Origin of the sequence: Brevibacterium sediminis, from assembly GCF_013623905.1 — a bacterium.
Taxonomy (GTDB): Bacteria; Actinomycetota; Actinomycetes; order Actinomycetales; family Brevibacteriaceae; genus Brevibacterium; species Brevibacterium sediminis.
In genome coordinates, this window is record NZ_JABKDD010000016.1 from 15,333 (window position 1) to 27,206 (window position 11,874).

14 protein-coding genes are annotated in these 11,874 nt (G+C 64.8%); 6 read left to right on the top strand and 8 right to left on the bottom strand.

The window, feature by feature from the left end:
• Positions 1 to 81: 81 nt before the first annotated feature.
• Together HK108_RS15860 and HK108_RS15865 are read left to right on the top strand one after the other, a co-directional pair.
• Positions 82 to 555, top strand: coding sequence for a hypothetical protein (locus tag HK108_RS15860; RefSeq protein ID WP_139467908.1), 474 nt, complete (start codon positions 82 to 84; stop codon positions 553 to 555).
• 94 nt (positions 556 to 649) lie between these two features.
• Entirely contained in the window at positions 650 to 2,788 is a 2,139-nt protein-coding gene (locus HK108_RS15865) for a RecQ family ATP-dependent DNA helicase (protein ID WP_181272220.1), read from the top strand.
• 2 nt (positions 2,789 to 2,790) lie between these two features.
• Here the strand turns inward: HK108_RS15865 and HK108_RS15870 are convergent, their stop codons facing one another.
• From HK108_RS15870 to HK108_RS15885, 5 genes are all read right to left on the bottom strand, one after another.
• Positions 2,791 to 3,087 (bottom strand): hypothetical protein, encoded by a 297-nt coding sequence (locus HK108_RS15870; RefSeq protein ID WP_181272221.1) that lies wholly within the window; start codon positions 3,085 to 3,087, stop codon positions 2,791 to 2,793.
• A gap of 193 nt (positions 3,088 to 3,280) precedes the next feature.
• Entirely contained in the window at positions 3,281 to 3,487 is a 207-nt protein-coding gene (locus HK108_RS18690; protein WP_219922496.1) for a hypothetical protein, read from the bottom strand.
• A gap of 135 nt (positions 3,488 to 3,622) precedes the next feature.
• Positions 3,623 to 3,766 carry a hypothetical protein gene (locus tag HK108_RS18695; RefSeq protein ID WP_219922497.1) on the bottom strand — a complete coding sequence of 48 codons (144 nt, stop codon included), beginning with the start codon at positions 3,764 to 3,766 and terminating at the stop codon, positions 3,623 to 3,625.
• Positions 3,767 to 3,835: 69 nt separating this feature from the next.
• Positions 3,836 to 4,597, bottom strand: coding sequence for a VOC family protein (locus HK108_RS15880; RefSeq protein ID WP_181272222.1), 762 nt, complete (start codon positions 4,595 to 4,597; stop codon positions 3,836 to 3,838).
• 66 nt (positions 4,598 to 4,663) lie between these two features.
• Positions 4,664 to 5,437, bottom strand: a complete 774-nt coding sequence (locus HK108_RS15885; protein WP_181272223.1) for an isocitrate lyase/PEP mutase family protein — start codon at positions 5,435 to 5,437, stop codon at positions 4,664 to 4,666.
• Between the two features lie 99 nt (positions 5,438 to 5,536).
• Here HK108_RS15885 and HK108_RS15890 point away from each other — a divergent pair, with 99 nt between their 5' ends.
• The gene (locus HK108_RS15890) at positions 5,537 to 6,271 is read left to right on the top strand and encodes a DUF998 domain-containing protein (RefSeq protein WP_181272224.1); all 735 of its coding nucleotides are present in this window, start codon (positions 5,537 to 5,539) and stop codon (positions 6,269 to 6,271) included.
• A 4-nt stretch (positions 6,272 to 6,275) separates the two neighbouring features.
• Here HK108_RS15890 and HK108_RS15895 read toward each other — a convergent pair whose 3' ends face one another.
• The gene (locus tag HK108_RS15895; protein ID WP_181272225.1) at positions 6,276 to 8,000 is read right to left on the bottom strand and encodes an amidase; all 1,725 of its coding nucleotides are present in this window, start codon (positions 7,998 to 8,000) and stop codon (positions 6,276 to 6,278) included.
• A 143-nt stretch (positions 8,001 to 8,143) separates the two neighbouring features.
• Here HK108_RS15895 and mobA point away from each other — a divergent pair, with 143 nt between their 5' ends.
• On the top strand, positions 8,144 to 8,767 hold the full coding sequence (mobA, locus tag HK108_RS15900; RefSeq protein ID WP_181272226.1) for a molybdenum cofactor guanylyltransferase: 624 nt from the start codon (positions 8,144 to 8,146) through the stop codon (positions 8,765 to 8,767).
• Here the strand turns inward: mobA and ykgO are convergent.
• Positions 8,748 to 8,870 carry a type B 50S ribosomal protein L36 gene (ykgO, locus tag HK108_RS15905; RefSeq protein ID WP_139467916.1) on the bottom strand — a complete coding sequence of 41 codons (123 nt, stop codon included), beginning with the start codon at positions 8,868 to 8,870 and terminating at the stop codon, positions 8,748 to 8,750. The two genes, mobA and ykgO, sit on opposite strands and share 20 nt — an antisense overlap.
• 69 nt (positions 8,871 to 8,939) lie before the next feature.
• On the opposite strand from ykgO, the gene HK108_RS15910 reads away from it, so the two are divergent.
• Positions 8,940 to 9,944, top strand: a complete 1,005-nt coding sequence (locus HK108_RS15910; protein ID WP_181272227.1) for a GTP-binding protein — start codon at positions 8,940 to 8,942, stop codon at positions 9,942 to 9,944.
• Positions 9,945 to 9,989: 45 nt separating this feature from the next.
• Here HK108_RS15910 and HK108_RS15915 read toward each other — a convergent pair whose 3' ends face one another.
• Positions 9,990 to 10,391 carry a Fur family transcriptional regulator gene (locus HK108_RS15915; RefSeq protein WP_139467918.1) on the bottom strand — a complete coding sequence of 134 codons (402 nt, stop codon included), beginning with the start codon at positions 10,389 to 10,391 and terminating at the stop codon, positions 9,990 to 9,992.
• Positions 10,392 to 10,618: 227 nt separating this feature from the next.
• On the opposite strand from HK108_RS15915, the gene HK108_RS15920 reads away from it, so the two are divergent.
• Positions 10,619 to 11,797 carry a CobW family GTP-binding protein gene (locus tag HK108_RS15920; protein ID WP_181272228.1) on the top strand — a complete coding sequence of 393 codons (1,179 nt, stop codon included), beginning with the start codon at positions 10,619 to 10,621 and terminating at the stop codon, positions 11,795 to 11,797.
• Positions 11,798 to 11,874 lie beyond the last annotated feature (77 nt).

Consider the following 11,874-nt stretch of genomic DNA (forward strand, 5'->3'; position numbering starts at 1 on the left):
GTGCCAAGGCGCCGATGCGGCGCGGCAGGAACAGTGTGCTGACCCGACCAGAGGACCCCAACAGAAGAAGAGAGAGCCCTCATGATCGACAGTCTGCAGGAATTCGCCGGAAACATCCCCGACTGGCTGCAGTGGGCAGGCATTCTGCTCGTCTCGGCCATCCCTTTCGTCGAGTCGTATTTCGGCGCTGTCATCGGCGTCGCGATCGGACTCCACCCCGTGGTCGCCATCCTCATGGCCATCATCGGCAACGTCATCTCAATGCTCGCCTTCGTCTATGGGGCCGGTGCCATCCGCGACAAGGCGACGAAGAACAAAGAGGTCGAGGAGAAGCCGAAACGACAGCGGCTCAAGCGCATGTTCGACAAATTCGGCGTGCCGGGAGTCTCGCTGCTCGGCCAGACGCTCCTGCCCTCGCAGATCACCTCGTCAGCGATGGTCGGCTTCGGTGCGAACCGCAATGTCGTAGCCTTCTGGCAGGTCATCTCGATCATCCTCTGGGGCGTCCTCTTCGGAGTGCTCGCCACCCTGGGCATCGAGCTGGCGCTGCGCTGAGGAGCCGCAGCAAAGGCAAAGTGAAGGACATGCTTTGCCCAGGCCAACTGGGGGATGGGCCTGCCGTGTCACACCCTCCACCTAGACTGGCCCCATGACGGAATCCACCCCGACATCCCCACCGGTTGCAGGCTCACCCGGCGCCCCTGACGATTTCGCGATCGAGGCGCAGCGGATCCTGGCCGAGCTCACCGCGAACCCGAACGCGCAGTTCCGCGATGGCCAGCTCGAGTCCATCCGCGACCTCGTGCAGGCGAAGAAACGCGTCCTCGTCGTCCAGCGCACCGGGTGGGGCAAGTCAGCGGTGTACTTCGTGGCCACTCGGATGCTCCGGGCCTCGGGCACCGGGCCGAGTCTCATCATCTCCCCGCTGCTGGCGCTCATGCGCGACCAGATCGCCGCGGCCGAACGTGCCGGAGTCCGTGCCGCCAGTCTCAACTCCTCGAACGTCACCGAATGGGATTCCGTGCTCGAGGACCTCAAGGCCGGCAGTCTCGACGTCCTCCTCGTCTCCCCGGAACGGCTGAACAATCCGCAGTTCCGCGACGAAGTGCTGCCCCAACTGCTGGCCTTCCTCGGACTCATCGTCGTCGACGAAGCCCACTGCATCTCCGATTGGGGCCACGATTTCCGCCCCGACTACCGCCGCATCGGCCGGATTCTGTCCGAACTGCCACGTGACACCCCGGTACTCGCGACGACGGCGACAGCGAACTCCCGCGTCGTCACCGACGTCGCCGAACAGCTCGGCGACGACACCACAGTCGTCCGCGGTGAACTCGCCCGAGATTCCCTGCGCCTCGGCGTCCTCCCAGGGCTCGACGCCAGCTCCCGCATCGCCTGGCTGGCCTCCCATCTCAACGACTTCACCGGGTCCGGAATCGTCTACACGCTCACCGTCTCCGCTGCCGAGGACATCACCCGAATGCTGCGCGAACAAGGCCACGAGGTCCGCGCCTATACGGGCCGGACCGATGCCGAAGAACGCGCGGAACTCGAGCAGCAGCTCAAGGACAATCGGATCAAGGCGCTGGTGGCCACCTCGGCGCTGGGCATGGGATTCGACAAACCGGACCTCGGATTCGTCATCCACATCGGCGCGCCCTCCTCAGCCGTGGCTTACTACCAGCAGGTCGGCCGAGCCGGCCGCGCCACAGACTCCGCCGATGTCCTGCTGTTGCCCGGAGCGGAAGACGAACAGATCTGGGAGTACTTTGCGACTGCGTCGATGCCCAATCAGGACGATGCGAACGCCGTGCTCGCAGCCCTCGCCGAGGCGGACGGCCCCCTGTCCGTGGCCCGCTTGGAAACTTTGGTCGGAACCAAACGCTCCCGTCTCAACTTGCTGCTCAAGACCCTCGAAGTCGAAGACGCGGTGTCGAAGGTCAAAGGCGGGTACGTCTCGACCGGGTTGGGGTGGACGTATGACCGGGAACGCTATGAGAAGGTCGCGGCCGTCCGAGCCGAAGAGGCCCAGGCCATGCTCGATTATGAGGCGACCGGGCAGTGTCGGATGGAGTTCCTCATCCGTCAGCTCGACGATCCCGACCCGAAACTCTGCGGCCGCTGCGACAACTGTGCGGGAGTGTGGTTCTCTGCCGAGATCTCCGACGAACAGCGCCAAGCGGCGGCCGGGAACCTGCACAAGATCGGCCTGCCCATCGAACCGCGCAGTACCTGGCCTAGTGGATTGGCCAACATCGGGGTTCCGCTCAAGGGTCGGATCCCCGCCGAAGATCTCGCCGAGGAAGGACGCGCCATCGCCCGCCTCTCCGACCTCGGACAGGGGCAGAGCCTGCGATCGTTCCTCGCCCCCGATGCTCCCGACGCCGAGGTGCCCGGCCAGATCGGCAAATGGTGCCTCGAAGTGCTCGGGCAGTGGGACTGGAACACCCGCCCCGAGGTGGTCGTATCGATCCCGAGCAATCGCCGTCCAGTGACGGTGCGGTCTCTGGCCGCGAATCTCGCCGCGGCCGGCCGACTCGTGGACGGCGGGGAACTGCTCCAGGTAGGCGATCACGGCACCCCTGATGTCAACAGTGCTTTCCGCGTCAAAGACCTCTATGAGGCCTTCGTTGTTCCTCCGGAAGTCGAGGAGGCAGTGGCCGGGAAGTCAGTGTTGCTGGTCGACGACGAGGTCGTCTCGCGGTGGACGATGACGGTCTGTGCACGATTGCTGCGGCGGGCAGGAGCCACCTCGGTGCTGCCGTTCGCCCTTGCACTCCGGGCCTGAGGTCAGTTCGACGAGCCGTCCCGGAGCTGACCCCAGCCGAACTCGGTCTCCGATATTTCATCTCGAAGATCTTCGAAGAATCGATCTCGCGCCTCATCCATGTTTTCGTACATATAGGAATCTGAAACGATGACGCTGAGAGTCTCTCCGCATGCCTGAATAGACGCTACGAATCGATCGAGCCTAGACCCCTCAGATTCGATAGTAAGTTGTTCGAATTCGGCATCAGTAAGCAGCTTCTGAATCGCTGGAATTACTATGTATTCGATCCTGCCGTTCAGTTCCGTGCTGATGTCCAAATGGATCCGCTCTCTTTGACTTCCAGTCGTGCGACGCTCTCGGCCGTCGGCTTGTTGGTTTCGAGCTTAAACGTCGGCGAATGAAGATGCCATAAATACAGAGACTGTCGCGATGTTCATTCTGAGACTATTCAGCGACCGCATGATTTCAAAGCTCACCATCAAGCGTGCTGGATGACTTACAGCGGTAGCTCTAACTCCTCTGCAGGTCTCTGACCAGGCGCGGAGTTGACCGGCGGCCGACCTTCACTGTCCACTTCGACCACGGGTAGGAGAGTCGGACATGGAAATAGTTGATGTATTCGGCGGCAGCGAACTGCCAGATGACGATGATGAGAACCGCGCTGAGCGAAAAGCCGGGCCAAGCGACGACGATGCCGATGAGTGAGGTGAGAAGCACCAGCGGATTGATGACGCGCAGAAACCGATAGATTCGAGCGACCGGTCTTGGAATCGGGGCCGGCAGATGATGCCGGGCGATCAGCCAGTAGATTCCGGCCTGGACGAGGATGAAGAGCAGCGGGGACAGCGCTGCCTATAGCGCTGCTTCGGCTCGATCGGCCGTGACGAAAGCGAGCCGCGTCGGAACGACAGCGAAGACCGCCGCGGCGACGATCTCCCCGAGCCCCAGGCTGAGGAATCGTCGCCGCAGCGGTGCAAAACGATCGGTGTCAGTCACAGCCGGATCAGCGACTGCCGAAGGGCAGTCGACCAGAACAGTGCCGGGCCGCCTCGGCGAGGCTGACGGTCACAGATTCTGCTGGAGCTGGAACGTCGCGCCTTCCGGATCGGTGACCGTGACGATGCGTCCGTACGGGGAGTCTTCCGGACCGGCGAGCACCTTGCCGCCGAGCTCGGTCACCTTCGCTGCCGCAGCATCGGCGTCTTCGACGTTGAAGTAGGTGCGCCAATAGGAATTCTGTGCCCATTCGCTGGCGTCACAGATTCCGGCCACGGCATCGTCGCCGTCGCCGTGCGTCGAGTACGGGAAGCCCTCCATCGGAGTGATGTCGAATGAGAAGACCTTGGCATAGAAATCATTCGCTGCCTGGTAGTTCGTCGTCATGAGTTCGAACCACACGGGAGTTCCCGGTGAGAGCGGAGTATCGAAGCCGGAGAACTCGCCGGGCTGCCACATGCCGATGGGCGAACCCGTCGGATCGACGACGACGGCCATCTGGCCGAGCGGGCCGACGGGCATGGGTCCGACGACGTCCGCAGCACCGGCACCCAACGCTGCCTGGTGGACTCCGGCGATGTTCCCAGTGTGCAGGTAGGTCGACCAAGCCGTGGGCATCTCCGGACTCGGGGTGCCGTCCATGTTCATGGCTCGCATGGCGCCGCCGACGTTGCCTCCGTCCTTCGTGATCATGTTGTAGTGGCCGAAGTCCTCACCCATGTCGGTGAATTCCCAGCCGAAGAGCTGATTGTAGAAGTTCTGGGCGGCCTCGAAGTCCTGGCAGACATAGTCGATCCAGATCGGCTGGCCTTCGCGGGGGTTGGCAGGCATTGCGTCTCCTCTTGTGATGGGTGGAGGTGAGTTGCAGTGAATAGTGCCGACGGCAGGGGGATGACCCTACTGCCAAGCGCGCGTGAAATCCGCGAAGCAGTCGGTCAGCGCCGCCTGCAGAAGCGGACCGAAGGTCACGCGCCCGACCCCGAGCTCAGCGAGCTGTGAGAGGTCGAGTTCTTCGGGCACCGCGCCCTTGATCGGGTGCGCGGTGACATTGAGCGGCAGAGTGATCTGCGCGAGGATCGACTTGAGTGTGCCCACATCGGGCAGGCGGACGGGGTAGACGGAGTCCGCGCCGGCGTCGGTGCACAGACGCAGACGTCGAACCACCTCGGCGGTGGGATCCCCGAAGTCGCCGGGATATTTGAACACATCTGTCCGGGCGTTGATGACGACGTGGACCCTTTGAGCCTCGGCCGCTTGGCGCAGACTCCAGATGTATTCGGCATGCTCCTCGGGACTGCGCATGCTGCCGCGACTGTGCACCGTGTCCTCGATATTCACACCGACCGCTCCGGCCTCGAGGAGACCGGCGACGAGCTCGGGAGCGGGGGTGTCGTATCCGGATTCGAGATCCGCGGTGACGGGAACATCCACCGCGGAGGTGATCCGCGAGATACCCTCGAGCGCCTGCTCGAGCGTCATCTGCTCACCGTCGCCGTGGCCGAGCGAATCGGCGAGTGGGTGCGACCCGACGCTCAGAGCGTTGAAACCGACGTCGACCATCGCACGAGCCGACCAGGCATCCCAGACAGTCGGCAGCACGAGAGGTTCGTCCTGGTGATGTCCCTGCAGAAGGGTGAAAGCGCGTTCGGCGAGAACCGTGTAATCGACCATGGTCAATACTTTTCCACTGTTGTGCCTCGACACGCCAGGGGTCGGACTGGTTCACCAGAAGGTTTCAGGCAGGCGCAGTGATAGCGTGAACAACATCCGATGTCGCCGTACGGAGGAGCAGAGGTGGCCGGTTCGGGCACCATCCGCGTTTCGCCCAAACCCGAGCGGGTATGGGCACTCCTCGCCGTGCTTGCCAGCATGGCCACGATCCTCATCGAGATTCCCGCGGCACTGATGTCCGAAGGCGGCTATTCGTTCACTCAGCAGCCCATCAGCCATCTGGGGATGACCGGATGCGGGGACTGGGGAGACGTCGGAACCCCGATCGAGGTCTGCTCACCGGCCCATCCCTTCGTCAACGGTGTTTCCATCATCGCCGGATCGATGCTCGCGATCATCGCCTTCATCTGGCACGACTGGATCGCCCCGAGTCGCTGGGGCAGGTGCGGATCCTTCCTACTCGCCGCCGGCGGAATGCTGTTGGCCGGAACCGGGATGGTCCCCGCCGATATCGATCCGACTCTGCATGCTGTCTTCGGTTTCGGCGGATCCGGAATCCAGAATCTCGGTCTGCTCGCCGCAGGCATCGCCTTGACTCATTGGCCCGAGAAGCGCTGGATCGGTCCCGTCGAATTCGGCGGGCTCACGCTCGGACTGGGCGCGTTCGGTCTCGCCGGAGCACTGTTCTTGGCTGCTCCCGAGACCTGGAACCTGCCCGTCGGCATCGTCGAGAGAGCCGCGTCCTACCCGTTCCTCATCTGGTTCATCCTCGCCGGATGGATGCAGCTGCGTGACGCCTCCAGGCGAAAGCGCGAACTCACCTCCGGGCGCTGACGATCTACAGCCGCGGAGTCCGCGGCGGCACCTGGCGACGGTCGCCGGTCGCCTCGAACGCTGCGGCGATCTCGATGAGCGCAGAATCGTCCCAGCCTCGTCCGGCGATCGTCAGGCCCACGGGAATCCCGGTATCGGACATGGTGCCCATCGGCACCGTCACCGAGGGAATGCCCAGATGCCTGGGCACGAGGTTGCCGTTGGCCACCCACGTGCCGTTGCGCCATCCCAGGTCCGCGGAAGCTTCATTGACGTCCATGTCCGATGGTCCCACATCGGCCATCGCCGGGAAGATCACCGCATCGAGGCCCCGCTCGTCCATCCATTCCTCGAGGTCGACCCGGCGGGTCTCCTCGAGCCCGCGCACACCGGATTCGAGCTCCGGGATCTCCGTGACCGAGGCGTAGCGATTCGTGCGCACCTGCTCCGGGTAGGTTGCGATGTCATCGTCGAACCCGACGTAGCGATCCGGCAGCGCACCGGGTGGGTGGGGGAAGATCAAGGCTCCCTCCACCTCGGCGAGGGTGTTCAGTTTGGGGTCGCCGTTCGCGGCGAGGAAGTCATCCCATCCCCACGACGAGAGGTCGTTGATCTCCCGGTCGAGGTAGGCGGCGGTGACGAGCCCCCGCGTCGCGATCGTCGGCGCACCGGGCCGGTCGCCCTCGTATTTGCTCACGACCGGGAAGTCGGTCTCGACGACCTCGGCGCCTGCGGATTCGAGATCGGCTCGCGCCGCCTGCCAGGCCTCGATCACCGAGGCGCGCGTCTCGACTCGCTGTCCCGTGGGCCCGCCGATACCGCCGTCCGGGTTCGTCCCGGCCTCGTCATCGGCATTGATGTACATCCGCGGCACGCCGAGGCGTTTGCCGGCCAGCACTGCCTGTGCCGCCGCGACGGATTCCGGCAGCAGTGCGGCATAGGAGTCCGGGCGCACCGCGCTCGCCTTCGGGATATCCACCCACGGTTGGACGCGCCAGAAGTCCCCGCGAGTCTGTTCGTCATCAGCGACGATGACGTCGAGAACCTCCGCCAGATCGGCCATCGTGCGAGTGTGAGGGACGACGACGTCCATCGTGGGCACGAGCGGCCAGTTTCCGCGCACGCTGATGACCCCGCGCGAGGGTGTGTAGGCGATGAGCGCATTGTGCGACGCCGGTGCACGACCCGATGACCAGGTCTCCTCGCCGAGGCCGAATGCTGCGAAGCTCGCCGTCGTGGCCGTGCCCGATCCGTTCGAGGAACCGGAGGCGAAGGCGCTGGTCAGCCAGTCGGCGTTGTAGGGGCTTTCGGCCCGACCATAGAGTCCGCGCTGCATGCCGCCGTTGGCCATCGGCGGCATGTTCGTCAGGCCCAAGCAGATGGCGCCGCCGGCGCGCAGCCGTTCGATCGTGAACGCATCTTTCTGCGCCACGAGGTCGGCGAAGGCCGGAGACCCGGAGGCCACGGTGAGGCCCGCGACCATATAGCTGTCCTTCGCGGTGTACGGAATTCCGTCGAGGGGGCCGAGAGTCTCACCGGCTGCACGTCGTTCGTCGGAGGCGGCCGCCTCGGCGAGGGCTTGCGGGTTCTTCACGATCACGGAGTTGAGTTTCGTGTCGGTGTCGGGACCGTCGAACGCGGCGATCCGGTCCTGATAGGCCTCGACGAGCTCCACCGAGGTGGTGCGGCCGTCCTCGAGGGCGACTCGCAGATCGGCGATGGACGCTTCGACGACATCGAACTTCGACATGATCTTCCTCCGGGCACTCGACGGTGCGTGCGCGATGTGGGTGTGTTCCTGCCCAGAGTAGCGCCGATTCGCCGAGGATGGGCTGCGGATTTCGTTGTTTGCCGGGCACTGAGAGCGGTATTCGCGGTCTGTACGATCGAGGCATGACGGTCAACGCGATCATTCTCACCGGCGGTCGTTCGCGACGCTTCGACGGCGTTCACAAACCCGGCGTCGAGGTTGGCGGACGGTCGACGATCTCCCGGATCCTGCAGAGCATCCGCGGTGCGGCAGCTGACACCGAGGTGTGGGTGGCCGGACCCGCAGACGGACTCTCGGCGGCGGAGCAGAAAGGGGTCCGCTTCGTTCGGGAAGAACCCGAGTTCGCAGGCCCTTTGGCCGGGATCGCGGCCGCAGTCGCGGCGATGCCGCCTGAGGCGGACTTTCCGGCCGAGATGGCCGATGTCACCCTTGTCCTGGCCGGGGACATGCCGCTGATCACGGCGGGCCACCTCGGTGTGCTCATCTCTGCGTGTCGTGCCACCGGACGTCCGGCCACGGGCGCCGACGATCGGGGAAAGACGCAGTTCCTCTGCGCGGCCTGGCCGACTCGGCTGCTGCGTGCCCGTCTCACGGAGATCGGCGACCCGACGGATGGGGCGGTGAAGCTGCTCTTCGCGGGACTCGAGCCGGTCGCGGTCGCTGTGGACCCGGAGGTAGTGAGCGACTTCGACACTGCAGCCGAGCTCGAAGCGATTCGAACCCGGCTCAGCCCTGACGGGCCTTGAATCGAGGATTCTTCTTGTTGATGACGTAGACGCGGCCGCGGCGGCGGACCACCTGCGAACCGGGCAGTGACTTCAGTGAACGCAGCGAACGACGAACCTTCATGGATGCGACTCCTTAGTGAGAATGAGTATCATTAGAGATAATACTATGTTCTCCAGCGAAGGGAAGCGAATGCAGGGATCAGACGAACGCGGCCGGAGTCCCATCGTCGACGGAATCGAAGCGATCGCCGTCGTCGGACTCTGCGCGGCTGAGCGCAGGCGCTATGCGATGGGTCTGGCCAGGGATCGCGGTTTTGTCTTCGTCCCCGCGGAGCAGACGGAACAGGGCATCGAGGCGATCGACCGCCTCGTCGATCTGCTCGGAATGACATCCGGGGTGCACGGGTTCGTCCTCGAATACGGGGAGGACGCGGATTGTGCGGAGATCATCGGAGCTCTGAGTGCTCCCGACACGCGAGCCGTGCTCACCGACCTCGTCTGCGTGCTCGACCTTGCCTGCCTGCGCAGCGATCTCGATTCGGAAGCGCGCGCCGGAGCCCTGGTTGCGCAGATCGAATTCGCCTCGACACTTGCTCTGCTGGCGCCCGATGCTGCCGACTCGGCCGGGGCCGAGGCGGCCATCGGGCTGATCGCGCACCTGGCACCTGAGGCCGAGCGCTTTCTCCTGCGCGACGGCGCGGTGCATGAGCCGGTGTGCTGGCAGTTCGGGCACCGACCTCCCGCCGCGGGGTGGACGGCGATACTCAACTCGGAGTTTCGGCCCCCGGCTCGGTCGGGAGGTGTCCGCGCCTGCCGTTTCGAACAAGCGCGACCCTTCCACCCGCAGCGACTGCAGGCGGTGCTGAGTGCGGCTCTCGGCGAAGGCTGCTGGGGGCGAATCGTCCGTTCGGCCGGCTTCGCGAAGCTTGCCTCCCGACCCTATGTGACCGCGCATTGGGATCAGGCAGGCACGCTGCTGACGTTCTCACCGCTGACCGCTGATCCGCTGCCCGGTGCAGAGCTGTTGGCGCTCGGTCAGGATCTCGCCTTCATCGGCTTCGACCTCGACGAGGCGGGGCTGTGTGAAGCGCTCGACCGCGCCGTCCTCACCGATGCTGAGCTTCTGGCGGGTCCGATGGCCTGGCTGGAGTATCACGACGAGTTCCCCGCATGGGACTCCGCGCACCGCGGATGACGCCAGCGGTCTTAGTCTGACGCCGGGGCGGTGCTCCGGTTGCGCTCAGCCGGACGCCCGACATTCGGCGCACAGGCCGAAGATCTCGAAGACGTGGTGTGTGATCTCGAAGCCGTTCGATGCCGCAATCTGACGCATCCAGTCCTCACTCGGCGGGTCGATCTCAACGGCGGTGCCGCAGCGCTCGCAGACGAGATGGTGATGGTGCTCGGTCTGCGCGCAGGCGCGGAAGAGCTGGGTCTCGGCGATGGTGATCGTATCGGCGTCGCCGCCGCGTGCAAGCGCATTGAGCTGCCGGTAGACGGTGGCGAGGCCGACGCTGGCCCCTTCGTCTTCGAGGCGGCGGTGGAGCTGTTTGGCGGAGACGAAGCGGGTCTCGGTCTCAAGGGCAGAGCGGATGAGTGCCTTCTGTGCGGTGCTGCGCGTCTTCTTCTGCGGAGCTGCCATGGGAGTCCTCCCTTATCGTCACTGTCGAACTCATCGTCGACGTCACAGGGGCATATGCATGAACGCGCATATGCGAGAGAAATAATGAAACACGTTACCATTAACGGGCGGTTCACCCACACCTCTACGATTGACCCCGTACCGAGAACGGGGCCCGCGCGCACAGCGGAACCCGCGCTGTCGAGCCACCGAGCACGAAAAGCGAGCACGACCACCGAGGAGGCGCAATGAGCGGCCCCACCCGCAGACCGGCGATCCCGGTCATCCTGCTCACCGGCTACCTCGGTGCCGGAAAGACGAGCCTGCTCAACCACCTCCTGCGCCACCCTGACGCCCGCATCGGCGTCATCGTCAACGACTTCGGCGACCTCAACATCGACGCCGGACTCGTCGTCGGCCAGGTCGACGAACCGCTGTCGATCTCGGGCGGATGCGTGTGCTGCCTGACCGATGACTCCGAACTCGAAGACGCGCTCGTGGCGATGACGAACCCCAAGCTGCGCCTCGACGCAATCATCGTCGAGGCCAGCGGATTCGCCGAGCCCCTGACCCTGGCCCGCATGATCACGCGCATGGGCCACCACCGATTCCACCTCGGCGGGGTCATCGACGTCGTCGACGCCACCATGTACTTCGACACCATCGATACCTCGAGCCTGCCGCCCCTGCGCTTCGCCGCGACGACATTGGTGCTGGTCAACAAGCTCGACCAGGTGCCCGCCGTCGACCGTGAGAACACGGTCGAGGCCGTGCGCGCCCGCGTCCACGAACGCAATCCGCGCGTCATCGTCATCGGCACCCACCACGCTCGCCTCGACCCCACTCTCATCTTCGACCCGGGCGAAGGAGAGCAGGATCCTCGCCGAAGCGGCTCCGACGACGGTGACAACCCGATTCAACCTGAGCTGCCGATCCGGGAACTGCTGCGTCAGGCCTACGCCGAGGCGGCAGCCGACGAGCTCGGTGACGACGAGGCCGACGCGGAATCCCTGCCGCATCGACATGCCCAGTCGGTGACCGTCACCGGCAGCGGTCCTGTCGATCCGGATGCGGTGATGGATTTCGTCGAAGACCTCCCGCCCGGGGTGTACCGCGTGAAGGGCACCGTGCTCGCGGCTGTGGGATCTCGCAGGCGCAGCTTCGATGTGCAGGCTGTGGGTCCGAACGTCTACGTCGCCGAGGCGCCCCGACCTGTCCCGAAGACGCCGTCCTTAAGCGCGGGGAATGGTGATCGGCCGGATGCCGACAGCGTCCTCGTCGCCATCGGAGAGGACTTCGACACCGAGGCGGCCGAAGCCACTCTGACCGCCGCCCTCAACAGCGACGCCGCCGGAGGCCTGGATGTCGCGGCATCAGGCAGTGACCGTTCCGAACGCCTCCTCCACCACGTCCGCCTCCACACCTAATTGCTACCTGACGGCGGCCCAGCAACCTCGCGCCAGGTTGCTGAGCCGCCGTCAGGTAGCAATAGGGGAATGGTAAT

What these genes read in the sequence shown, in the direction of transcription:
- HK108_RS15885 (WP_181272223.1), bottom strand. Translation starts at nt 5,437, where the DNA reads ATGGTCGATTACACGGTTCTCGCCGAACGCGCTTTCACCCTTCTGCAG.
- HK108_RS15865 (WP_181272220.1), top strand. Translation starts at nt 650, where the DNA reads ATGACGGAATCCACCCCGACATCCCCACCGGTTGCAGGCTCACCCGGC.
- HK108_RS15860 (WP_139467908.1), top strand. Translation starts at nt 82, where the DNA reads ATGATCGACAGTCTGCAGGAATTCGCCGGAAACATCCCCGACTGGCTG.
- HK108_RS15915 (WP_139467918.1), bottom strand. Translation starts at nt 10,391, where the DNA reads ATGGCAGCTCCGCAGAAGAAGACGCGCAGCACCGCACAGAAGGCACTC.
- ykgO (WP_139467916.1), bottom strand. Translation starts at nt 8,870, where the DNA reads ATGAAGGTTCGTCGTTCGCTGCGTTCACTGAAGTCACTGCCCGGTTCG.
- HK108_RS15910 (WP_181272227.1), top strand. Translation starts at nt 8,940, where the DNA reads ATGCAGGGATCAGACGAACGCGGCCGGAGTCCCATCGTCGACGGAATC.
- HK108_RS15920 (WP_181272228.1), top strand. Translation starts at nt 10,619, where the DNA reads ATGAGCGGCCCCACCCGCAGACCGGCGATCCCGGTCATCCTGCTCACC.
- HK108_RS15890 (WP_181272224.1), top strand. Translation starts at nt 5,537, where the DNA reads ATGTCGCCGTACGGAGGAGCAGAGGTGGCCGGTTCGGGCACCATCCGC.
- mobA (WP_181272226.1), top strand. Translation starts at nt 8,144, where the DNA reads ATGACGGTCAACGCGATCATTCTCACCGGCGGTCGTTCGCGACGCTTC.
- HK108_RS15880 (WP_181272222.1), bottom strand. Translation starts at nt 4,597, where the DNA reads ATGCCTGCCAACCCCCGCGAAGGCCAGCCGATCTGGATCGACTATGTC.
- HK108_RS15895 (WP_181272225.1), bottom strand. Translation starts at nt 8,000, where the DNA reads ATGTCGAAGTTCGATGTCGTCGAAGCGTCCATCGCCGATCTGCGAGTC.